Here is a 20,840-nt window from a genome sequence, read left to right as displayed (position 1 = left end):
CCGGCGGGGGTTTTTTTTTTGTCCTTTTTTTTTTGTTTAAAATTGGGGCGTTGGTCGGGGGTGGCCCCCGCTTATGTGTTTTTGGTTTTCCCTTTTGGGGGGGCAACCCCCGCTCCCACGTTTCCACATGCGCGCTTCATTAAACATGTTTCATCGGCAGTTTATTTACTTAGCCTGCTAACAAACTCTATAACTAAGGCCTGCGACACAGTGCCGCAGCCAACGAGAAGTGGAGTTTTAACGATGACAGTCCAAGTAACCGAACGCGACGAATCGAAAATGTCCCACGAAGGCCTGGCCGCCGGTGTGCGGATCTGGGATGTGCATCAGCAAGGTCAGCTGGTCGGCATGTTCCACCAGGAGCATGAAGCCCATCAGTACCGCATGGAGCTTGAGCACCTTGAGAACCAGCGGCACACGCAGTAAACAGTCTTCGATAAAAAACCCCGCCAAGGCGGGGTTTTTCGTGTTTACCACATCAGGTCGTCCGGGATCTTGTAGGCCGCATACGGATCGTCCTCGTCCGCCTCCTCGACATGAGTATTGAGCAACAGGATGCGATTAGGGTCGCGCTCCTGGATCTTCACTGCCGCTTCGCGCGGGATCACCTCGTAACCACCGCCGAACGACACCACCGCCAGCGAGCCATTGCTCAACTTGCTGCGCATCAAGGCGTTGACGGCGATGCGCTTGACCTTCTTGTCGTCGACGAAGTTGTAGTAATCCTCGGTGGTCAGCTTGGGCAGGCGGGTGGCTTCGATCAATTGCTTGATCTGCGCGGCGCGGGCTTTGTGCTCGGCCTTTTCCTGCTGCTGGCGGTTCAGCTCCTGATCGCGCTTGGCCTTCTCGGCCATGGCTTCCTTGGCCAGGCGCTGCTGGGTGTCGTCCACCTCGACCTGGCCCTTTTGTTCCAGGCGCTTCTGTTTCTTTTCTGCTTTGTTGGTCTGCTTGACCTGCTTCTGGTTAACCAGACCGGCCTTGAGCAATTGGTCGCGAAGGGAAAGGCTCATGGATGTTCACTCACTTATGCAACAGCTCAGCCGCAGCTGGGCAGGTTCTTTTCCTGACGTTTGGCTTCACCCCAAAGGGCGTCCAGCTGGTCAAGGTTACACTCTTCGATCGGCTTGCCGCTGTCGCGCAAGGCCTGTTCGATGAAGCGGAAACGTCGCTCGAACTTGCGGTTCGCGCGGCGCAGGGCGTTTTCTGGGTCGTGCTTGAGGTGGCGGGCCAGGTTGACGGTGGCAAACAGCAGGTCGCCGATTTCGTCTTCCAGCGCATCGCTGTCGCCGTCGGCCATGGCCTGCAATACCTCATCAAGCTCCTCGCGGACCTTGTCCAGCACCGGCAGTGCCTCCGGCCAGTCGAAGCCGACCGTGGCCGCACGCTTTTGTAGCTTGGCCGCTCGCGACAAGGCTGGCAACGCGGCAGGCACATCGTCGAGCAACGACAGCTGCTCTGGCTCGCTGTGCTCGGCGCGCTCCTCGGCCTTGATCTGCTCCCAACGGGCTTTGACCTCGGCCTCGCTCAGGCGTGGGGTGTCGAGGGCCGCGTAGAGATCGCCGGTGGGGAATACGTGAGGGTGACGACGAATCAGCTTGCGGGTGATGGCATCGACCACACCGGCGAACTCGAAACGGCCCTCCTCGCGCGCCAGCTGGCTGTAGTAGACCACCTGGAACAACAGGTCGCCCAGCTCGCCTTGCAGGTGAACAAAGTCGCCGCGCTCGATGGTATCGGCGACTTCATACGCCTCTTCGAGGGTGTGCTGGACAATGCTGGCGTAGTCCTGCTTGAGGTCCCAGGGGCAGCCGTGCTTGGGGTCGCGCAGCCGGGCCATCAGGTGCAGCAGGTCTTCTAGGGTGTAGGTCATGGGTCAATCCTTCCGGACCGTGTCGCCCCATTCGCGGGCAAGCCCGCGCCCACAAGGACCGCTGAGATCCTGTAGGAGCGGGCTTGACCGCGATGAGGCCGCCGCGATTTCAAGGGGTACGATTACGCCGCGTCTCGATGATGTTAGGCAACTGCGAAATGCGCCCCAGCAAGCGTCCGAGGGCACCCAGGCCCGGAATCTCGATGGTCAGCGACATCAGCGCGGTGTTGTCTTCCTTGTTCGAGCGGGTGTTGACCGCCAGCACGTTGATCTTCTCGTTGAGCAACACCTGCGACACGTCGCGCAGCAAACCTGGGCGATCGTAGGCGCGGATGATGATGTCCACCGGGTAGGTCTGCACCGGCACCGGGCCCCAGCTGACCTGGATGATCCGCTCCGGCTCACGGCCAGCCAGTTGCAGCACCGAGGCGCAGTCCTGGCGGTGGATGGTCACGCCGCGGCCTTGGGTGATGTAACCGACAATCGCCTCACCGGGCAGCGGCTGGCAGCAACCGGCCATCTGCGTGAGCAGGTTGCCAACCCCCTGGATCTGGATATCGGCACGCTTGCCGGTGCGCGAGCTCGACGATTTGCGCGGGGTCAGCTCAATCTGCTCGATGCGCTCAGGTTCGAGCAGCTGCTGCGCGGCGTTGACCAGATGGGCCAGGCGCAAGTCGCCGGCGCCGAGGGCAGCGAACATGTCCTCGGCCGTCTTGACGTTGGCCTTCTCCGCCAGGCGCTCGAAGTCCACCTGCGGCAGGCCGAGCCGGCTGAGTTCGCGTTCGAGCAGGGTCTTGCCGGCAGCGACGTTCTGGTCGCGTGCTTGCAGCTTGAACCAGTGGACGATCTTCGCCCGTGCCCGCGAGGTGGTGACATAGCCGAGGTTGGAGTTCAGCCAGTCGCGGCTAGGGCTGCCGTGCTTGCTGGTGATGATTTCCACCTGCTCGCCGGTCTGCAGGCTGTAGTTGAGCGGTACGATCCGCCCGTTGATCTTGGCGCCGCGGCAGTTGTGGCCGATCTCGGTGTGCACGCGGTAGGCGAAGTCCAGCGGCGTGGCGCCCTTGGGCAGGTCGATGGCGTGGCCGTCGGGGGTAAAGATGTACACCCGGTCCGGCTCGATATCGACCCGCAACTGCTCGGCCAGGCCGCCGATGTCGCCCAGTTCCTCGTGCCACTCCAGCACCTGGCGCAGCCAGGAGATTTTTTCTTCGTAGTGGTTGGAGCTGGCCTTGACGTCGGTGCCCTTGTAGCGCCAGTGGGCGCAGACGCCGAGCTCGGCTTCCTCGTGCATGCCGTGGGTACGGATCTGCACTTCCAGTACCTTGCCCTCAGGGCCGATCACCGCCGTGTGCAGCGAGCGGTAGCCGTTCTCCTTGGGGTTGGCGATGTAGTCGTCGAATTCCTTGGGGATGTGCCGCCACAGGGTATGCACGATGCCGAGCGCGGTGTAGCAATCGCGGATTTCCGGCACCAGCACGCGCACGGCGCGCACGTCGTAGATCTGGCTGAACTCCAGGCCCTTGCGCTGCATCTTGCGCCAGATCGAATAGATGTGTTTCGCCCGGCCACTGATATCGGCGTTGACGCCGGTGGCCAGCAGCTCGTTCTGCAGCTGGTTCATCACGTCGCTGATAAACCGCTCGCGGTCCAGCCGGCGCTCGTGCAGGAGCTTGGCGATCTGCTTGTACTGATCGGGTTCGAGGTAGCGGAAGGACAGGTCCTCCAGCTCCCACTTGATATGACCGATACCCAGGCGATGGGCCAGCGGCGCATAGATGTCGAACACCTCACGCGCCACGCGCAGGCGTTTTTCATCGTCGGCGGCCTTGACCGCACGAATCGCGCAGGTGCGCTCGGCGAGCTTGATCAGTGCCACGCGCACGTCGTCAACCATGGCCACGAGCATCTTGCGCAGGTTTTCCACCTGCGCCTGGGAGCCGAGTACCAGCGACTGACGCGGGCTGAGACTGGCACTGATGGCCGCCATGCGCAGCACGCCGTCGATCAGCTTGGACACCACCGGACCAAAGCGCTGGCCGACCTCGGCCAGGGTCACCTTGCCTTCGCGCACCGAGCGGTAGATCACTGCGGCAACCAGCGAATCCTGGTCAAGCTTCAGGTCTGCAAGAATTTCGGCAATTTCCAGACCGGCCTGGAAGCTGGACGTACCGTCCGCCCAGGAATGCTTGGCCGGGTTGCCCTTTTTCTCGACTTCCTGGGCGAACTCACAAGCCTCTTTCAGGGCCACGCGGTCCAACGCCGAATCGACGCTGACCACATGATCCAACCACGCTTCGAGATTGATACTGCCGTCGGTGTTGACCGGCTGGTGCACTCTCACCTGTACCATCTTTGCTTTACCTTTCCATACAGTGCACCACGCAGGTGCACTGACAATCACCGTGTGACCTCCAATCCATGGAAGCCGCACCAAGGGGCCAGCTGGCTAGCCCGCTTCGAATAACGCCATGGCTTCGACATGCGCCGTCTGAGGAAACATGTCGAGAATCCCGGCCCTTGTTAACCGGTACCCTTGAGCGACCAGCACCTGGGCGTCTCGCGCCAGCGTCGCTGGGTTGCAGGACACATAGACCAACCGCTTGGCCTTGAGGCGTGCGATGTCTTGCACCACCTCGAAAGCACCGTCGCGCGGTGGATCCAAGAGTACCGCAGAAAAGCCCTCGGCGGCCCATCCGGCGCCTGCCAAAGGCTGCGATAAATCGGCCTGAAAAAACCGTGCGTTATGCACATTGTTTTCCCGGGCATTGGCCGCGGCCCGATCGACCATGGCCTGTACACCTTCCACCGCAACCACTTCGCGGGCCAGCCTGGCCAGCGGCAGGGCAAAGTTGCCCAGGCCACAGAACAGATCCAGCACCCGCTCATCGGCTTGCGGCGCGAGCCAGGCCAGGGCCTGCTCGATCATCATCGTATTGACCTGGGCATTGACCTGGACGAAGTCGCCCGGCCGCCAGGCCAGTTGCAACGCCCACGGCACCAGGGTGAAGCCCAAGGTTTGCCCGGCCTCGACTGGCGCCGGCTCACCGTCCCCTTGCAACCATAGCTGGGCACCGGCTTCTTTGCAGAAGGCCTGCAGGCGCGCCAGGTCGTCTTCCGGCAGTGGCGCCACATGCCGCACCAGCAACGCTTCGGCGCTACCACTGAACAGCTCCACATGGCCCAGGGCCTGAGGTTTGCTCAAGCTGCGCAGCACAGTCGGCAAATGCCGCATGATCGTTTGCAAGGGCTGTACCAGCACCGGGCAGTCGTCGATGGCGATGATGTCCTGGCTGGCTTCGGCACGAAAGCCTACGTCCAGTTGACGCGCCTTGGCGTCCCAGCGCACGGCGATACGCGCCCGGCGGCGGTAGCCAAACTCCGGACCGAACAGCGGCGCGGCCCAGGCCTGCGGCTGGATACCGGCCACCCGCTGCAACTGCTCGGCGAGCAGGCGCTGCTTGAGTACGAGCTGGTCTTCATGCGCCAGGTGCTGCAAGTTGCAGCCGCCGCAGCGGTCGAAATGCCGACACGGCGCCTGGCGCCGTTCGGCGCTGGCCTGCAACACCCGCTCAAGACGCGCTTCGACAATTTTGCCGCGGGCATTTAGCACCCGCGCCTCGACCGCTTCGCCGGCCAGCGCACCACTGACGAACCAGGTGCGCCCGTCATGGAAGGCGATACCTCGGCCATCAGCGGACAGCCGCTCGATGTCCAGGCGCTGCTTCTTGCCCACCGGGACTTGGGGTGCGCGGTTGCCGCCAGCCGGTTGGAAGCGCAGGCCGCCTTTGCTTTTCTTGCTGGTCATCAGGTCGCGTCAAACAGGCCGGTGGAGAGATAACGATCACCGCGATCACAAATGATCGCGACCATCACGGCGTTTTCCACTTCCTGGGACAGGCGCAGCATGGCCGCTACCGCACCACCGGAAGACACACCGCAGAAAATGCCCTCTTCACGGGCAAGGCGACGGGTGACGTTTTCGGCCTCGGCCTGGGACATGTCCACGACCCGATCAACGCGGGTGGCATCGAAGATCTTCGGCAGGTATTCCTGCGGCCAGCGGCGGATACCGGGGATGGCCGAGCCTTCCATCGGTTGCAGACCGACGATCTGCACCGCTGGGTTTTGCTCCTTGAGGTACTGCGAGCAGCCCATGATGGTCCCGGTGGTGCCCATGGAGCTGACAAAATGAGTGATGGTGCCTTGCGTCTGTTGCCAGATTTCCGGGCCGGTGCTGGTGTAGTGGGCAATCGGGTTGTCGCCGTTGGCGAACTGATCCAGGACCAGGCCACGGCCTTCGGCCTGGAGCTTCTCGGCCAGATCGCGCGCACCTTCCATACCCTCTTCCTTGCTGACCAGGATCAGCTCGGCGCCATAGGCCGTCATCGCCGCCTTGCGTTCGGCAGTGGAATTGTCCGGCATGATCAGGATCATCTTGTAACCCTTGATCGCCGCCGCCATGGCCAAGGCGATACCGGTGTTGCCGGAGGTCGCTTCGATCAGGGTGTCACCGGGCTTGATCTGGTTGCGCAGCTCAGCGCGGGTGATCATCGACAGCGCCGGGCGGTCTTTGACCGAGCCTGCGGGGTTGTTGCCTTCGAGCTTGAGCAGCAAGGTATTGCTGGTTTCGCCGGCTAAGCGCTGCAGGCGAACCAGAGGCGTATTGCCGACGCAATCGGCGATGGTTGGGTACTGCAGGGTCATGGCGTATTTCGCAATCCGGACGGCAGGGGCGCCTATCATACCGGCAAACCTTTCGCGGCCATATCACGCAATCTGCGGTTGCTATAGCTAACCGCTATATAGGCGTTGGATACGCTTCCCCGGGCACGCGCAGTTCAGGCTCCAGCGTATGACGTTGGCTCTACAGCGGCCTCGTGGGAGCGGGCTTGCCCCGCTATATGCGCCGGCAGGCGCATGCACAAGCGCAGGCCGTGCTTGCCATTCTCCGCCCACAAGGTGCCGCCCTGGCGCTGGATGGCGCCGCGCGCGATGCTCAGGCCCAGGCCAAAGCCTCCGTCCCCCGGCCGCGATCCGTCCAGGCGCGAGAAAGGCGCGAAGATCCGCTCCAGATCGTCCTCGGCCACACCCCCGCCTTGATCCTCCAGCCAGATCCGCCAGTAATTGCCCTCACGCTTTGCGCCGAGGCTGATCAAGCCCTGATCAGGCGAATGACGAATGGCATTGCGCAGCATGTTCTCGAAGGCCTGGGCCAAGTGATTGAGGTTGCCCTGCACCCAGCAGTTTGCCGGCACCTCGCAGCGCAGCCGCGCCGGGCTCCAGCCACTCTCGTAGCAGGCATCCTCAGCCAGCATCTCCCACAACGCCTGGAGCTGGATCGGCTCAAGGTTCATCGGCGCTCGCTCGGCGTCCTGCCAGGCCAGTTGCAAAGTATCCTCGACCAGTTGCTGCATGCAGTCGACTTCACGGGTCAGGCGCTCACGCAGACGCTCCAGGTCGCTCTCGCCATCGCAGGCCACGCGCAGACGGCTCAGCGGAGTACGCATTTCATGGGACAAATCGCGTAGCAGTTGCTGCTGCAGGGCAACCGTACCCTGCAAGCGTTCGGCCATTTGGTCGAATGCCCGGGCCAACTCGCCCAGCTCGTCATGCCGGCCGATGGTCCGCGAATCGAGACGTGCCGAGAGCTGATCGGCGCGCCAGGCAGTGGCCTGTTCGCGCAGCTGGTTCAGCGGCACGATCAGCATGCGATACAGACCAACGCACAACAACAAGGTGAACAGGCCCGGAATCACGCCATTGGTCACGACCTGCCAGAGCAGGCGGTACTTGCCGGGATTGAGCCGCTCGGGCAACTCGATGACCAACATGCCCTGCTCGGGCTGCGTGGGAAACGCCAGGCGCACCCAGGGCTGATCGACACTGCGCCGGCTCATGGGCCAGTCGACGCCGCGCAAGCGCGTCATGCGCTGGCGCTCGGCGGTGACCAGCGGCGTGCTGCTCAGTGATTGCAGGTCGGCATCGAGCACGCCGACCCAGCCTGGTTCGCGCTGGCGCCTCTCGGCCAACCAGCGATCGACCCCAGCCTGGCCGCCTTCGCGCCAGGCCCGCTCGGCCTCGGCGGCGTAATTGCGCAGCTCTTGGCGCGCCGACTCGGAGAGAAACGCATTCTGGGTTTCCATGTGCCGGCCCCAGGTGTAGCTCAGGCCGATCATCAACAGGCAGAAACCCACCAGCAGGATCGCCAGCCGCCAGAACAGCGAGTGTCGGTCAAGCATGATCAATCGGCCTCAGCGGCACTGAGCACGTAGCCCTTGCCCCAAACGGTGCGAATCTGCTGATCGTGATAACCCACGCTCTTGAGCTTGCGGCGGATCTGGCTGACATGCATGTCCAGGCTGCGATCGTGACGCGAGTAGCCGCGCTGGAGCACCTGCTGATAAAGGAAGGGCTTGCTGAGCACCTCCTCCTGGCTGCGCTTGAGGGTATCGAGCAGGCGGTATTCGCTGGGGGTAAGGCCAGCCCATTGACCGTTCAGGCAGACATCGCTGGCGGCCTCGTCGTACTGCAACTGGCCCGGCTCGACCTGCGGCTGGACCTTGCGCCGGCGCTCAAGATCGACCCGGCGCAGGATCGCCTCGATGCGTACCTGCAATTCGGCCATGCTGAACGGCTTGGGCAGGTAATCGTCGGCACCACGCTGGAAACCGGTGATGCGATCGGCTTCGGCACCGAGCGCCGACATCAGGATCACCGGCGTAGTGCTGCGCCTGCGCAGTTGGGCGAGCGCGTCCAGGCCATTGAGGCCAGGCAGCAGGATGTCCATGAGCACCACATCGAACACCTGACGGCCTGCCGTTTCCAAGCCTTCCTGGCCATTGCGGCACCAGGTCACCTGGAAGCCGCCACGCTGCAATTCCTCATGCAGGTAGGCGCCAAGGACCGGATCGTCCTCGATGGCGAGAATGCTCGAATTGTGAATAGCTACAGGATTCATTGGCTTCTGACATTTATTCTCAGTTGCGCGATTATTGGCCATGTGGCCGGGCCAGGCAACCCAATTGCGACCGGTGAGGTGATGAGGCCAGCCCAGGCGACAAAAATCGTCTGCAATGAGTGCATTAGCGCCAGACCCGGAGTAACGTTCCGAGATTATTCCGTCCCGCTCGGCGACGGCCGCAAGGCACATCACAGGAGGCGAGTGTGCTCGATCGTTTGGGAATCAGAAGCCGGGTGCTGTTGCTGGCCTTGTTGCCGGCCAGCCTGATGGCACTGGTGCTGGGCAGCTATTTCACCTGGTTGCAGCAGAACGAGCTGCGCAGCCAACTGCTGCAGCGCGGCAAGATGATCGCCGAACAGCTGGCGCCGCTGGCCGCACCGGCGATGGCCCAGCACACCGCGCCGCAGCTCGAACGCATCGCGGCCCAGGCGCTGGAGCAGGCCGACGTGCGCGCCGTAGCGTTCCTCGCGCCCGACCGCTCGCGCCTGGCCCACGCCGGCCCGAGCATGCTCAATCAGCCGCCCAGCGGCGGCACTGGTACCCAACTGCTGCAACGCAGCGGCAACGATGCCACGCGCTACCTGATGCCGGTGTTCGGTCATCATCGCGACCTGGCTACCGATGCCATCCCCGCCGAGGCCGAGCGGCTGCTTGGCTGGGTCGAGATCGAGCTGTCCCACGACGGCACCCTGCTGCGCGGCTATCGCAACCTGTTCACCAGCGTACTGTTGATCCTGGGCTGCCTGATCCTGACGGCCCTGCTCGCCCTGCGCATGAGCCGCACGATCAACGACCCGATCAGCCGCATCAAGCAAGCGGTCACCCAACTCAAGGACGGCAACCTCGAAGCGCGGCTGCCGGCCATGGGTAGCCACGAGCTGGACGAATTGGCCGCCGGCATCAACCGCATGGCCGAAACCCTGCACAACGCCCACGAAGAGCTGCAGCACAGCATCGACCAGGCCACCGAAGATGTGCGCCAGAACCTTGAGACCATCGAGATCCAGAACATCGAACTGGACATGGCGCGCAAGGAGGCCCTGGAGGCCAGCCGGATCAAGTCCGAGTTCCTCGCCAACATGAGCCATGAGATCCGCACCCCGCTCAATGGCATCCTCGGCTTTACCCACCTGCTGCAAAAGAGCGAGTTGGCGCCGCGCCAGCTCGACTACCTGAGCACGATCGAGAAATCGGCCGACAACCTGCTGGGGATCATCAACGAGATCCTCGACTTCTCCAAGATCGAGGCCGGCAAGCTGGTGCTCGACAGCATCCCGTTCAACCTGCGCGACCTGATCCAGGACACCCTGACCATCCTCGCCCCAGCGGCCCACGCCAAGCAGCTGGAGTTGCTCAGCCTGGTCTATCGCGACACGCCATTGTCGTTGGTCGGCGACCCGCTGCGACTCAAGCAGATCCTCACCAACCTGGTCAGCAACGCTATCAAGTTCACCCGTGAGGGCACCATCGTCGTGCGCGCCATGCTCGAAGACGAGCAAGAAGACAGCGTGCAACTGCGCATCAGCGTGCAAGACACCGGTATCGGCCTGTCGCCACAAGATGTGCGCACCCTCTTCCAGGCTTTCAGCCAGGCCGATAACTCGCTGTCGCGCCAGCCCGGCGGCACCGGCCTGGGGCTGGTGATCTCCAAGCGCTTGATCGAGCAAATGGGCGGCGAGATCGGCGTCGACAGCACGCCGGGGGAAGGCTCGCAGTTCTGGATCAGCCTGAACCTGCCCAAGGCCCACGACGATGCCGAGGATTTGCCGCTGCAGCCCTTGCTCGGGCGACGCGCGGCGATCGTCGACGGCCACGAACTGGCGCGCCAGGCCCTTGAGCACCAACTGGAAGATTGCGGCTTGAGCGTGAGCCTGTTCGCCTCCTTCGATCAGCTGCTGCAAGGCGTTCAGGCGGCGCACCTGGCAGGCCAGCCATTCGAGTTCGCCGTGCTCGGGGCCAACCTGGGCAACCTGTCGCCGGAACAACTCGCCCAGTACCACCAACAACTGGAGCGCCTGGATTGCCAGTGCGTGGTGCTGTGCCCGACCACCGAACAGGCGCTGTACCACCCTTACCTGCCCAACGCCCATGGTCAGCTGCTGTCCAAGCCGACCTGTACGCGCAAGCTGCGCCGGCTGCTTGTAGAGCTGATTCAGCCACGACGGCAAACCAGCGAAGTCAGGGTTGCCGGCAGCCAGCGGGTGCCGAAGATCCTCTGCGTCGACGACAACCCGGCCAACCTGCTGCTGGTGCAGACCCTGCTCGAAGACCTCGGCGCCGAGGTGCTGGCGGTCGACAATGGCTTTGCGGCGGTGCAAGCCGTGCAGGATGAGCCGTTCGACCTGGTGCTGATGGATGTGCAGATGCCCGGTATGGACGGGCGCGCCTGCACCGAGCAGATCCGCCTGTGGGAAAACAGCCAGAGCGGCAATCCGTTGCCGATCGTCGCGCTCACCGCGCATGCCATGGCCAATGAAAAACGCGCCCTGCTGCACAGCGGCATGGACGATTACCTGACCAAGCCGATCAGTGAACGGCAACTGGGCCAGGTGGTGATGAAATGGACCGGGCTGAACCTGGGTACCCCGCAACAGGAACGCATCACCGAGCGCCTGCCTGACAGCATCGAACTGAAGGTGCTCGACCCGGAGGAAGGCTTGCGCCTGGCCGCGGGCAAACCGGACTTGGCAGCGGACATGTTGAGCATGCTGCTGGAGTCACTGGAGGCTGATCGCCAGGCGATTCGCAGCGCACGTGAAGCGGGCGATCGTGAGGCGATGATCGAGCGGGTACACCGCTTGAATGGCGCCTCGCGCTACTGTGGAGTGCCGCAGTTGCGGGCGGCGTGCCAGCGTAGCGAGACCCTGCTCAAGCAGGATAATCCCCAGGCCTTGCAGGCGCTGGATGAGCTGGATCAGGCGATCAGCCGGTTGGCCGAACAGGCGCAGCAGAGTGCTTGAGTGCGTTTACTGATGCTCCCACGGGCTTCTCGACACCTCGGACCCTGTGGGAGCGGGCTTGCCCGCGAATAGGCCGGCACTGACTGAGCCTCCCATGGCACCGATCAAAGTCCGCCAAGCCAATCGGGCTAAACTCACCTCGCCTCATTGCCAAGGAATCCGCCATGCGCACTCTGTTGTTCAGCAGCCAGCACTACGACCAGGAAAGCTTCACCCGGGCCAGCACCGACAACAACCTGGAACTGCACTTCCAGTCGGCCCGCCTGACCCTGGACACCGCCGCCCTGGCCAGTGGCTTCGAGGTGGTCTGCGCTTTCATCAATGACGAACTGGACCAGCCGGTGCTAGAGCGCCTGGCCGCCGCTGGCACGCGCCTGATCGCCCTGCGCTCGGCGGGCTACAACCACGTCGACCTGGCCGCCGCCAAGCGCCTGGGGCTGGCCGTGGTGCGGGTGCCGGCCTACTCGCCGCATGCGGTGGCCGAGCACGCGGTGGCGCTGATCATGGCTCTCAACCGCCGCCTGCATCGCGCCTACAACCGCACCCGCGAAGGCGACTTCACCCTGCACGGGCTGACCGGCTTCGACCTGCATGGCAAAACCGTCGGGGTGGTCGGCACCGGCCAGATCGGCGTGGCCTTCGCCCGCATCATGGCCGGCTTTGGCTGCCAGCTGCTGGCCTACGACCCCTACCCCAACCCCGGCATGCTGGCCTTGGGTGCACGCTACCTGGAGCTACCTGAGTTGCTGCGCCAGTCGCGGATCGTCAGCCTGCACTGCCCGCTGACCGAGCACACCCGCCACCTGATCAACGCCCACAGCCTGGCAGCGCTGCAACCGGGTGCGATGTTGATCAATACCGGTCGCGGAGCGCTGGTCGACACCCCAGCCCTGATCGATGCGCTCAAGAGCGGCCAACTCGGCTACCTGGGCTTGGACGTGTATGAAGAAGAAGCCCAGTTGTTCTTCGAGGACCGCTCCGACTTGCCCCTGCAAGATGATGTGCTGGCCCGGTTGCTGACCTTCCCCAACGTGATCATTACCGCCCACCAGGCGTTTCTGACCCGTGAGGCGCTGGATGCGATCGCTGCGACCACCCTGGAAAATATCATCCGCTGGGTGGCAGGCAATCCGCAGAATCTGGTCGAGGGTTGATGCTAGGATACGCGGCATTTCTGGAGGACCCATGGTCGAGCACGATTTCCGCTACACCCTATTCAACCCGCAACACACCCTGATCGAATGCCGCGCGCTGGTGCCGGGTCGCTATCAGGTGACCGGCAATGGCGGTTCGATCCAGAAGGACGACGTCCTGCTGGTCACCCTCAAAGGCAGCAAGGATTTGTCCATGCGCCTGACCGTAGAAAGCGTACGCCACCTGATCAACCCGCGCGGCCAGTGGGTCGCGGTGGCCAGCGGCCCGGCGTTCAAAGAGCTGGAGATCCTCAACTGGCAGGTCAAGTGCGACAGCTGCCAAGCCGTGCTCGACTTCGAGTTCGCCGTCGACGGCAAGCTGGGCAACAAGGCGCACAAGCCGGCCGCCACTGCCCGCGTCGCTGAATTGGGCTGGACCAGCAAGGGTGACAAGCACCTGTGCCCACACTGCCAGGAGAGCGCTCAGTGAAAAACATGCTGACCGGCGTGCTGATTGCCACCGGCCTGCTGGGCTGCGCTGCGCAGCCGTCGAAGTTGCAACAAGAGCAGAGCTATGTGCTTGAGTGGATTGGCGAACGCCCGCTGATCGATTACAGCCACCTCACCCTGACCTTGGCCGAAGACGGCCGCGCCTATGGCAATGGTGGCTGCAACCATTGGTTTGCGCCGTATACGCTTGAGGGTCAGCGGATCAGCTTCGGCAAAGTCGGCAAGACTCGCAAGCTGTGCGCGCCGGCGTTGATGGAGCAGGAGAAGCGTTTCCTCGAGGCGCTGGAGACCGTGCAGCGTTGGGATGTTTCGGCGATCGAACAGATTCGGTTCTGGCCGGCGCAAGGCAAGCCGTTGCGATTCTGGCCTGAAGAAGGCTGATCACCTCTGTTGGGGCCGCTCTGCGGCCCTTCGCGGCGGTTCAGCGCCCCGCCAAGTCCGCTCCCACAGAGTGTGTACCGGGTACAAGCGCGGTCCCTGTGGGAGCGGGCTTGCCCGCGAGGGGCTGCAAAGCAGCCCCAGCTATCAAGTCAACATCGTTAGGCGCCTTTGAGAGCCTTGATCTTCTCCTGCAGCCCTTCCAGGGTCTGCTCGCCCATCAGTTGCTCACGGACCTTGCCTTTGTCATCGATGATGTAGGTCACCGGCAACGCCTCGCTGCGCGGCAGCTCATAACGCTCTGCCGGATCCTGGGCCAGTACCGTGAAGCCAATCCCGAGGGTCTCGGCAGCTTGCTTGAGGTCCTGCCCTTGCAGGCCATCGAAGTTCACCCCGACCACCTTGATACCCTGGCTGTCCCACTGCTTGGCCGCCGCGTTCAACTCAGGGATTTCAGTGCGGCACGGCCCGCACCATTCGGCCCAGTAATTGAGCACCAGCCAGTGCCCCTCGATCTGTTCAGCCTTTACCGTATTGCCGTGCTGGTCCACGCCGTAGTCCGCACCGCAACCGCCGAGCAACAGGCTCGCAGTGATGGCCAGTGCAGCTGCCAAACGCTTTGCCATGGGTCAATCCTTCTCGAAGTTTTCTAAACCTGTAATTCAGTCGCTGCGGTTAGAATAGCCGCCACACCCTGCTGGATGCGACCCGTCATGACTGATCTGACTCTCTATCATAACCCGCGCTGCTCGAAATCCCGCGGCGCCTTGGAGCTGCTCGAAGCGCGCGGCCTCAGCCCGACCATCGTGCGTTACCTGGAAACCCCGCCCGATGCGGCGACCCTCAAGGCATTGCTGGGCAAGCTGGGCATCGCCCCGCGCCAGCTGCTGCGCACCGGTGAAGACGAATACAAGACCCTGGAGCTGGCCAACCCGGCGCTCAGCGACCAACAGTTGATCGAAGCCATGGCCCAACACCCGAAACTGATCGAGCGGCCGATTCTGGTGGTCGGCGACCAGGCGGTCATCGGCCGCCCACCCGAGAAGGTGCTGGAGATCCTGCCGTGAGCGATCCATTCATCCTGGTGCTGTATTACAGCCGCCATGGCTCGACCAGCGAGATGGCCCGGCACATTGCCCGCGGCGTCGAGATGGCCGGCCTGGAAGCGCGCCTGCGCACCGTGCCGGCGATCTCCACCGAATGCGAGGCAGTGGCCGCGGATATCCCCGCCAGCGGGGCGTTGTACGCCACCCTCGACGACCTGCGCCACTGCGCCGGGCTGGTCCTGGGCAGCCCGACCCGCTTCGGCAACATGGCCGCGCCGCTCAAGTACTTCCTCGATGGCACCAGCAGCCTGTGGCTGGGCGGTGAGCTGGTCGGCAAGCCGGCGGCGGTGTTCACCTCCACCGCCAGCCTGCACGGCGGCCAGGAGACCACCCTGCTGTCGATGATGCTGCCGCTGATGCACCACGGCATGCTGGTCATGGGCCTGCCCTACAGCGAGTCGGCGCTGCTCGAGACCCGTGGTGGCGGCACCCCGTACGGGGCGAGCCATCATGCCGGGGCAGATGGCAAGCGCGAGCTGGACAGCCATGAGATCGCCCTGTGCCGCGCGCTCGGCCAACGCCTGGCGAGCACTGCCAAGGCTTTGGGTGGTGAACGTGGCTAGCAAGCCCAAGGTGCTGCCGCCGCTGGAGTGGTTGAGCCCGCGCCTGCGCTTGACGCGGGCCCTGAGCCTGGGCTGTTTCTTCGGCCTGATCGCCCTGCTGGTGATCAATAACTTGTGGTTCGCTAACCTGCACGGGGCGCGGGTCGAGGTCATCCTGGCGATCGAGCTGATCCCGCTGCTGCTGTTGCTGCCGGGGATGCTCATGGGCAGCGCCCGGGCGCATGCCTGGACCTGCTTTGTGGTGAACATCTACTTCATCAAGGGCGTGTTGGCGGCGTTCGATCCGGCGCGCGCGGTGTTTGGCTGGATCGAGGTGCTGGTGAGCCTGGGGCTGTTTGTCAGCGGGCTGCTGTTCGTGCGCTGGAAGTTTCAGCATGAACGGCGGCTGGCGGGCGAAGGGAACTAGAACAAGCTACGTGGACTGCGTGGGCTACCTGGGCTAGGTGGGGGCTACGTGGGAGCGGGCTTGCCCCGCGATAGCGAAACTGCGGCCGACATCGCTATCGCGGGGCAAGCCCGCTCCCACGCAGTTCGCTCCAACCAGTTCGCTCCAACCAGTTCGCTGCCACGCAGTCCGCTCCCACGCCCCTTCCGACAAGGGGCCACCGCCGAGGGGCCGAATCAGTGATTGACTGTGTGCGCCAGCATCACCGAGAGCTGACACAGCGGCCGGCCACTCTCGGCATGCCACTGATTGAACACCTCCTGCACCAACGCCCGATCGCGCTGGCTGGTCGGCGCCTTGTCGATGATGCCCTGGGCAATCAACGCCGCCGCCATGTCATCGGTTGGGATGAAGGTGTCTTTGCCGACCATGCGCAAGAAACGCGGCGCCGACAACCCGCCGAGCTGGTTGCCATGCTTGGCCAGGTACTTCCACAAGCCCACGATATCGGTCACCGGCCAGTCGGCAATGAACGCACCGAAACTGCCCTTTTGCTGCTCGATATCCAGAATCATCTGGGCATTGCGCGGCACGCTCTTGAGCTTACCCAGGTGGCGGATGATTCGCTCATCCTGCATCAGCCGCTCCAGATGCTCGGCGCCCATCAGTACCACTTTCTCAGGATCGAAACCGAAGAACACCTGCTCGAAGGCCGGCCACTTGGCGTCCACCAAGCTGTGCTTGAGACCAGCGCGAAACACCCGCAGCGACAGGGTCGACAGGTAGCGGTCATCGCCGATATCGCGTAACTGCGACGGGGTTTTCGGCTGCGGCAGGAAGGCTTCGAGGGCCTTGGCCGAGCCGAAGCGGTTCAGGCAGTACTCATGCAGCCACTGATAATCGCGCATGGGCTCAGATGTTCAGCACGTCGAGGAAGCGCGGCGCGGCGTTTTCGTCGATCTTCAGGCTGTTGAAATCGAACAGGTTGCGGTCGGCCAACTGCGACGGGGCAACGTTCTGCATGGCGCGGAAGATGCTCTCGGTACGCCCCGGGTGCTTGCGTTCCCACTCCACCAGCATCTCCTTGACCACCTGGCGCTGCAGGTTTTCCTGCGAGCCGCAGAGGTTGCACGGAATGATCGGGAATTGCTTCATGTCCGAGTAGGCCTGGATGTCCTTCTCATGGCAGTAGGCCAGCGGGCGGATCACCACGTTACGGCCGTCATCGGCACGCAGCTTGGGCGGCATGCCCTTGAGCGCGCCGTTGAAGAACATGTTGAGGAAGAAGGTCTCGACGATGTCATCGCGGTGATGACCGAGGGCCATCTTGGTCGCGCCGATCTCGTCGGCGAAGGTGTACAGGGTGCCACGGCGCAGGCGCGAGCACAGCGAGCAGGTCGTCTTGCCCTCGGGCACCAGCTCCTTGACCACCGAGTAGGTGTCCTTCTCGACGATGTGGTACTCGACCCCCAGTTCCTTGAGGTAGGCCGGCAGCACATGCTCGGGGAAGCCTGGCTGCTTCTGGTCCATGTTCACCGCGACGATCTCGAACTTGATCGGCGCCACCTTCTGCAGGTGCAGCAGAACATCGAGCATGGTGTAGCTGTCCTTGCCGCCGGACAGGCAGACCATGACCTTGTCGCCATCCTCGATCATGTTGTAGTCGGTGATGGCTTCGCCAGCGAGACGACGCAGGCGTTTTTGCAGTTTGTTCTGGTTGACCGAGAGGGTGCCCATAGCGCTTGAATCCGCGAGGTGTGACAAAAGCCGGCTATTTTACGCACAAACCGCACCTGGGCGTAGGGCCTGGGCACAATTAACGGCCGTATTCCGATCAAAGACTGCAAGGGAATCAGCAAGCCGATTGACAGCGCAATTTGCTCTAAAAAGCAGGTATTAAGCGGGGATCTGCTTCCTATACTGCGACATAAGGCCACATTACCGCATGCATCGGTGCCTGGCCTCGGGCCGCAAGCGCTCCACTTGGGGGGCGTTTGGCAACGACGATAGGAGTGACCCGCATGATCCATCACGTTCTGGGGCTGTTTACCCATCCCGATCAGGAGTGGAAGGAGATTCGTGGCGAGGACGAAACCATCAGCCACATGTACCTGACCCACACGCTGATACTGGCGGCGATCCCCGCGGTCTCGGCATTTATCGGCACTACCCAGGTGGGCTGGGTGATCGGTAATCGACCGGCAGTGATGCTGACCATGGAAAGCGCGCTGTGGATGAGCGTTATGTCCTACCTGGCAATGCTCGCCGGGGTGGCGGTGATGGGCGCCTTCATTCACTGGATGGCGCGCACCTACGATGCCACGCCGTCCATGGCCCAATGCATCGCCTTTGCCACCTATACCGCCACCCCGCTGTTCATCGGCGGCCTGGCGGCGCTCTACCCACACCTATGGCTAGGCATGCTGGTCGGCACAGCGGCCATTTGCTACACGGTTTACCTGTTGTATGTGGGCTTGCCGACGTTCATGAACATCCCATCGGATGAAGGCTTCCTGTTCTCCAGCTCGGTGCTGGCAGTGGGCCTGGTGGTGTTGGTGGCTATCATGGCCGCTACCGTGATCATCTGGGGCTTGGGCGTGGGGCCTGTGTATACCAACTAGATCCAAACCAACACTGGGGCATCAAGTCACGGGCCGCCGCAAGGCGGCCTTTGGCTGCCTGCTGACCGGTGGCTCGGCAGGCCAAAGGTGGTTACGGCATAATGCCCGGCTCAGGAGACTATTCACCGCCATGCCCGAGTTGCTCGAATCCCGCGTCGAAACCTGCTATCAGCAAGCCGAAGCCTTCTTCAAGCGCCCCTTTGCCCGCCCGCAGGTCAGCTTCAAGCTGCGCGGCCAGAAGGCCGGGGTTGCCCACCTGCATGAGAACCTGCTGCGCTTCAACCTGCAGCTGTACCGCGACAACCAGGAAGACTTCCTGCGCCAGACCGTGGCCCATGAAGTGGCCCACCTGGTGGCGCATCAGCTGTTTGGCGACAGCATCCAGCCGCATGGCGAGGAGTGGCAGCTGATCATGCGTGGGGTGTATGAGCTGCCGCCCAATCGCTGCCATAACTATGAAGTGAAGCGGCGCACGGCAACGCGCTACATCTACCAGTGCCCTTGCCCGCAGAGTGATTTCCCGTTCAGTGCGCAGCGACACAAGCTGGTGCGCCAGGGGCGGCGTTATCTGTGTCGGCGCTGCCGGCAGATCCTGGTGTACAGCGGCCAGACGCGCGTCGAATAGACCACCGTTATCGCGGGCAAGCCCGCTCCCACGCAGCATCTTGTGCCGCCGGTCCTGCGTTAGAGCGGGCTTGCCCCGCGATAAGGCCGACGCTGCATCACAATTCCCAGCGACAAAAAAGGCGACCCGAAGGTCGCCTTTTTGCTTACGCCTGAATCAGCGAGCTGGGCCTTCAGCCACGCCCAGGTCGTCAGTCGGACGGGTGTCTTCCAGCGGCGAACCACCGGAAGCCAGTTCGGCTTGCAGTTTGTCTTCGTCCAGCTCCTTGACCCACTTGGCCACGACGATGGTAGCCACGCCGTTACCAATCAGGTTGGTCAGAGCACGCGCCTCGGACATGAAGCGGTCGATGCCGAGGATCAGCGCCAGGCCGGCAACCGGCAGATGGCCGACAGCCGACAGGGTCGCAGCCAGGACGATGAAGCCCGAACCAGTAACGCCTGCAGCACCTTTGGACGCGACCAGCAGCACCAGCAGCAGGGTGATCTGGTGGGTGATGTCCATGGTGGTGTCAGTGGCCTGGGCGATGAACACCGCAGCCATGGTCAGGTAGATCGAGGTACCGTCGAGGTTGAACGAGTAGCCCGTCGGGATGACCAGGCCAACCACGGATTTCTTCGCACCCAGACGCTCCATCTTGGCCAGCATGCGCGGCAGGGCCGACTCCGAAGAAGAGGTACCCAGCACGATCATCAGCTCTTCACGGATGTAGCGGATCAGCTTGAGCACGCTGAAGCCGTGGGCGCGGCAGATACCGCCGAGCACGATCAGGATGAACGCCAGGCAGGTGACGTAGAAGCAGGCCATCAGGTAGCCCAGCTGCACCAGCGAACCGACGCCGTACTGGCCGATGGTGAAGGCCATGGCACCGAAGGCACCGATCGGGGCCAGCTTCATGATCATGTTGATGATGTTGAACATGACATGGGCGAAGCGGTCGATCAGGTCCAGCACCGGCTTGCCGTAGCTACCCAGGCGGTGCAGGGCGAAGCCGAAGATCACCGAGAACATCAGCACTTGCAGGATGTCGCCGTTGGCGAAGGCACCGACCACAGTGTTAGGGATGATGTTGAGCAGGAAGCCGACGGTGGTCTGCTGCGCGCCTGCGGCGGCATAGGCGGCCACGCTGCTGGCGTTCAGGGTGCTGACGTCAATGTGCATGCCAGCGCCAGGCTTGACCACGTTGACCACGACCAGGCCGATGATCAGGGCGATGGTGGAGACGATTTCGAAGTACAGGAGCGCGTAGCCGCCGGTCTTGCCGACCGATTTCATGCTCTGCATACCAGCGATGCCGCTGACCACGGTGCAGAAGATGATCGGGGCGATGACCATTTTGATCAGTTTGACGAACCCGTCACCCAGGGGTTTGAGCGCGACGCCGGTTTCAGGGTAGTAGTGACCGAGCAGAATACCGATGGTGATGGCAACCAACACCTGGATATACAGGGATTTGTACAGCGGCTGACGTGTCGTCATGGCTAATTTTCCTCAAGTGTGCCGGTTTCCACCCTTCCCAGGGCGGGGGCACCTGAATCGCTAACCCTCCTGCACCTGGAGGGATTTGTCGTTGTGTTCGAGCCGCCTGGGCAGGTCTCTGCCAAGTCAATAGCAAGGGCGATGCCAAAATGCCCGGATTGGGTGCAGGAGCCGGATTTGAAGGGTTTGCTTGCCCAATGAGGGGGCAATGGTGAGGGAATCGCTGGCGGATTTCCGCCCGGTGGCGGG

General features: G+C 63.0%; 20 protein-coding genes and 1 pseudogene. 10 read left to right on the top strand and 11 right to left on the bottom strand.

Annotation, left to right across the window (positions count from 1 at the left end):
• Positions 1-243: 243 nt before the first annotated feature.
• Positions 244-426 (top strand): hypothetical protein, encoded by a 183-nt coding sequence (locus tag ACI2JX_RS00180; RefSeq protein ID WP_264235798.1) that lies wholly within the window; start codon positions 244-246, stop codon positions 424-426.
• 44 nt (positions 427-470) lie between these two features.
• Here ACI2JX_RS00180 and ACI2JX_RS00175 read toward each other — a convergent pair whose 3' ends face one another.
• The 7 genes from ACI2JX_RS00175 to ACI2JX_RS00145 all read right to left on the bottom strand — a co-directional run bounded on the left by ACI2JX_RS00175 (position 471) and on the right by ACI2JX_RS00145 (position 8,828).
• Complete coding sequence (locus tag ACI2JX_RS00175; protein ID WP_264235799.1) at positions 471-1,010, bottom strand: DUF2058 domain-containing protein; 540 nt, start codon at positions 1,008-1,010, stop codon at positions 471-473.
• Positions 1,011-1,036: 26 nt separating this feature from the next.
• Entirely contained in the window at positions 1,037-1,870 is an 834-nt protein-coding gene (gene mazG, locus ACI2JX_RS00170; RefSeq protein ID WP_264235800.1) for a nucleoside triphosphate pyrophosphohydrolase, read from the bottom strand.
• A 109-nt stretch (positions 1,871-1,979) separates the two neighbouring features.
• Complete coding sequence (relA, locus tag ACI2JX_RS00165; protein ID WP_186554645.1) at positions 1,980-4,220, bottom strand: GTP diphosphokinase; 2,241 nt, start codon at positions 4,218-4,220, stop codon at positions 1,980-1,982.
• Between the two features lie 96 nt (positions 4,221-4,316).
• Entirely contained in the window at positions 4,317-5,675 is a 1,359-nt protein-coding gene (rlmD, locus tag ACI2JX_RS00160) for a 23S rRNA (uracil(1939)-C(5))-methyltransferase RlmD (RefSeq protein WP_404689101.1), read from the bottom strand.
• Positions 5,675-6,574: a cysteine synthase CysM gene (gene cysM, locus ACI2JX_RS00155; protein WP_264235802.1), complete on the bottom strand. Its 900-nt coding sequence runs from the start codon at positions 6,572-6,574 to the stop codon at positions 5,675-5,677. The genes rlmD and cysM overlap by 1 nt, the downstream gene beginning before the upstream one ends.
• A 134-nt stretch (positions 6,575-6,708) precedes the next feature.
• Complete coding sequence (locus ACI2JX_RS00150) at positions 6,709-8,109, bottom strand: histidine kinase sensor domain-containing protein (RefSeq protein ID WP_404689100.1); 1,401 nt, start codon at positions 8,107-8,109, stop codon at positions 6,709-6,711.
• A 2-nt stretch (positions 8,110-8,111) separates the two neighbouring features.
• On the bottom strand, positions 8,112-8,828 hold the full coding sequence (locus ACI2JX_RS00145) for a response regulator transcription factor (protein ID WP_264235804.1): 717 nt from the start codon (positions 8,826-8,828) through the stop codon (positions 8,112-8,114).
• 206 nt (positions 8,829-9,034) lie between these two features.
• On the opposite strand from ACI2JX_RS00145, the gene ACI2JX_RS00140 reads away from it, so the two are divergent.
• From ACI2JX_RS00140 to ACI2JX_RS00125, 4 genes are all read left to right on the top strand, one after another.
• Positions 9,035-11,791, top strand: coding sequence for a response regulator (locus ACI2JX_RS00140; RefSeq protein ID WP_264235806.1), 2,757 nt, complete (start codon positions 9,035-9,037; stop codon positions 11,789-11,791).
• Positions 11,792-11,955: 164 nt separating this feature from the next.
• Positions 11,956-12,945 carry a 2-hydroxyacid dehydrogenase gene (locus tag ACI2JX_RS00135; protein ID WP_404689099.1) on the top strand — a complete coding sequence of 330 codons (990 nt, stop codon included), beginning with the start codon at positions 11,956-11,958 and terminating at the stop codon, positions 12,943-12,945.
• Between the two features lie 31 nt (positions 12,946-12,976).
• The gene (locus ACI2JX_RS00130; RefSeq protein ID WP_264235808.1) at positions 12,977-13,414 is read left to right on the top strand and encodes a hypothetical protein; all 438 of its coding nucleotides are present in this window, start codon (positions 12,977-12,979) and stop codon (positions 13,412-13,414) included.
• Positions 13,411-13,815 (top strand): META domain-containing protein, encoded by a 405-nt coding sequence (locus tag ACI2JX_RS00125; RefSeq protein ID WP_404689098.1) that lies wholly within the window; start codon positions 13,411-13,413, stop codon positions 13,813-13,815. The genes ACI2JX_RS00130 and ACI2JX_RS00125 overlap by 4 nt, the downstream gene beginning before the upstream one ends.
• 158 nt (positions 13,816-13,973) lie before the next feature.
• On the opposite strand, the gene ACI2JX_RS00120 is transcribed toward ACI2JX_RS00125, so the two are convergent.
• Complete coding sequence (locus ACI2JX_RS00120) at positions 13,974-14,438, bottom strand: TlpA disulfide reductase family protein (RefSeq protein WP_186554637.1); 465 nt, start codon at positions 14,436-14,438, stop codon at positions 13,974-13,976.
• 87 nt (positions 14,439-14,525) lie between these two features.
• Here ACI2JX_RS00120 and arsC point away from each other — a divergent pair, with 87 nt between their 5' ends.
• Genes arsC through ACI2JX_RS00105 form a run of 3 tightly spaced genes read left to right on the top strand, consistent with a single transcriptional unit; the run spans position 14,526 to position 15,887 of the window.
• Positions 14,526-14,879, top strand: a complete 354-nt coding sequence (arsC, locus tag ACI2JX_RS00115; protein ID WP_186554636.1) for an arsenate reductase (glutaredoxin) — start codon at positions 14,526-14,528, stop codon at positions 14,877-14,879.
• A complete protein-coding gene (gene wrbA / locus ACI2JX_RS00110; protein WP_264235810.1) occupies positions 14,876-15,481 on the top strand; it encodes an NAD(P)H:quinone oxidoreductase in 606 nt (201 codons plus the stop codon). The genes arsC and wrbA overlap by 4 nt, the downstream gene beginning before the upstream one ends.
• Entirely contained in the window at positions 15,474-15,887 is a 414-nt protein-coding gene (locus ACI2JX_RS00105; protein ID WP_404689097.1) for a DUF2069 domain-containing protein, read from the top strand. Before wrbA ends, ACI2JX_RS00105 begins: the two co-directional genes overlap by 8 nt.
• Positions 15,888-16,102: 215 nt before the next feature.
• Here the strand turns inward: ACI2JX_RS00105 and ACI2JX_RS00100 are convergent, their stop codons facing one another.
• Together ACI2JX_RS00100 and ttcA are read right to left on the bottom strand one after the other, a co-directional pair.
• Positions 16,103-16,774, bottom strand: a complete 672-nt coding sequence (locus tag ACI2JX_RS00100) for a DNA-3-methyladenine glycosylase I (protein WP_404689096.1) — start codon at positions 16,772-16,774, stop codon at positions 16,103-16,105.
• Positions 16,775-16,778: 4 nt separating this feature from the next.
• Complete coding sequence (gene ttcA, locus ACI2JX_RS00095) at positions 16,779-17,603, bottom strand: tRNA 2-thiocytidine(32) synthetase TtcA (protein ID WP_264235813.1); 825 nt, start codon at positions 17,601-17,603, stop codon at positions 16,779-16,781.
• A 284-nt stretch (positions 17,604-17,887) separates the two neighbouring features.
• Between ttcA and ACI2JX_RS00090 the strand changes: the two genes are divergently transcribed.
• The gene (locus tag ACI2JX_RS00090) at positions 17,888-18,487 is read left to right on the top strand and encodes a Yip1 family protein (protein ID WP_186554631.1); all 600 of its coding nucleotides are present in this window, start codon (positions 17,888-17,890) and stop codon (positions 18,485-18,487) included.
• 127 nt (positions 18,488-18,614) lie between these two features.
• Positions 18,615-19,112: pseudogene (locus ACI2JX_RS00085) on the top strand (SprT family zinc-dependent metalloprotease); the annotation flags it as partial.
• A gap of 156 nt (positions 19,113-19,268) precedes the next feature.
• Here ACI2JX_RS00085 and ACI2JX_RS00080 read toward each other — a convergent pair.
• Complete coding sequence (locus ACI2JX_RS00080; protein WP_186554629.1) at positions 19,269-20,591, bottom strand: dicarboxylate/amino acid:cation symporter; 1,323 nt, start codon at positions 20,589-20,591, stop codon at positions 19,269-19,271.
• Positions 20,592-20,840: the final 249 nt, after the last annotated feature.

The sequence above is a fragment of the Pseudomonas sp. NPDC088890 genome (assembly GCF_044900155.1).
GTDB lineage: Bacteria > Pseudomonadota > Gammaproteobacteria > Pseudomonadales > Pseudomonadaceae > Aquipseudomonas > Aquipseudomonas urmiensis.
The sequence above is the reverse complement of the archived record's forward strand: the minus strand, read 5'-3'. Positions and strand labels throughout refer to the sequence as shown.

What these genes read in the sequence shown, in the direction of transcription:
- ACI2JX_RS00180 (WP_264235798.1), top strand. Translation starts at nt 244, where the DNA reads ATGACAGTCCAAGTAACCGAACGCGACGAATCGAAAATGTCCCACGAA.
- ACI2JX_RS00175 (WP_264235799.1), bottom strand. Translation starts at nt 1,010, where the DNA reads ATGAGCCTTTCCCTTCGCGACCAATTGCTCAAGGCCGGTCTGGTTAAC.
- mazG (WP_264235800.1), bottom strand. Translation starts at nt 1,870, where the DNA reads ATGACCTACACCCTAGAAGACCTGCTGCACCTGATGGCCCGGCTGCGC.
- relA (WP_186554645.1), bottom strand. Translation starts at nt 4,220, where the DNA reads ATGGTACAGGTGAGAGTGCACCAGCCGGTCAACACCGACGGCAGTATC.
- rlmD (WP_404689101.1), bottom strand. Translation starts at nt 5,675, where the DNA reads ATGACCAGCAAGAAAAGCAAAGGCGGCCTGCGCTTCCAACCGGCTGGC.
- cysM (WP_264235802.1), bottom strand. Translation starts at nt 6,574, where the DNA reads ATGACCCTGCAGTACCCAACCATCGCCGATTGCGTCGGCAATACGCCT.
- ACI2JX_RS00150 (WP_404689100.1), bottom strand. Translation starts at nt 8,109, where the DNA reads ATGCTTGACCGACACTCGCTGTTCTGGCGGCTGGCGATCCTGCTGGTG.
- ACI2JX_RS00145 (WP_264235804.1), bottom strand. Translation starts at nt 8,828, where the DNA reads ATGAATCCTGTAGCTATTCACAATTCGAGCATTCTCGCCATCGAGGAC.
- ACI2JX_RS00135 (WP_404689099.1), top strand. Translation starts at nt 11,956, where the DNA reads ATGCGCACTCTGTTGTTCAGCAGCCAGCACTACGACCAGGAAAGCTTC.
- ACI2JX_RS00130 (WP_264235808.1), top strand. Translation starts at nt 12,977, where the DNA reads ATGGTCGAGCACGATTTCCGCTACACCCTATTCAACCCGCAACACACC.
- ACI2JX_RS00120 (WP_186554637.1), bottom strand. Translation starts at nt 14,438, where the DNA reads ATGGCAAAGCGTTTGGCAGCTGCACTGGCCATCACTGCGAGCCTGTTG.
- arsC (WP_186554636.1), top strand. Translation starts at nt 14,526, where the DNA reads ATGACTGATCTGACTCTCTATCATAACCCGCGCTGCTCGAAATCCCGC.
- ACI2JX_RS00100 (WP_404689096.1), bottom strand. Translation starts at nt 16,774, where the DNA reads ATGCGCGATTATCAGTGGCTGCATGAGTACTGCCTGAACCGCTTCGGC.
- ttcA (WP_264235813.1), bottom strand. Translation starts at nt 17,603, where the DNA reads ATGGGCACCCTCTCGGTCAACCAGAACAAACTGCAAAAACGCCTGCGT.
- ACI2JX_RS00090 (WP_186554631.1), top strand. Translation starts at nt 17,888, where the DNA reads ATGATCCATCACGTTCTGGGGCTGTTTACCCATCCCGATCAGGAGTGG.
- ACI2JX_RS00080 (WP_186554629.1), bottom strand. Translation starts at nt 20,591, where the DNA reads ATGACGACACGTCAGCCGCTGTACAAATCCCTGTATATCCAGGTGTTG.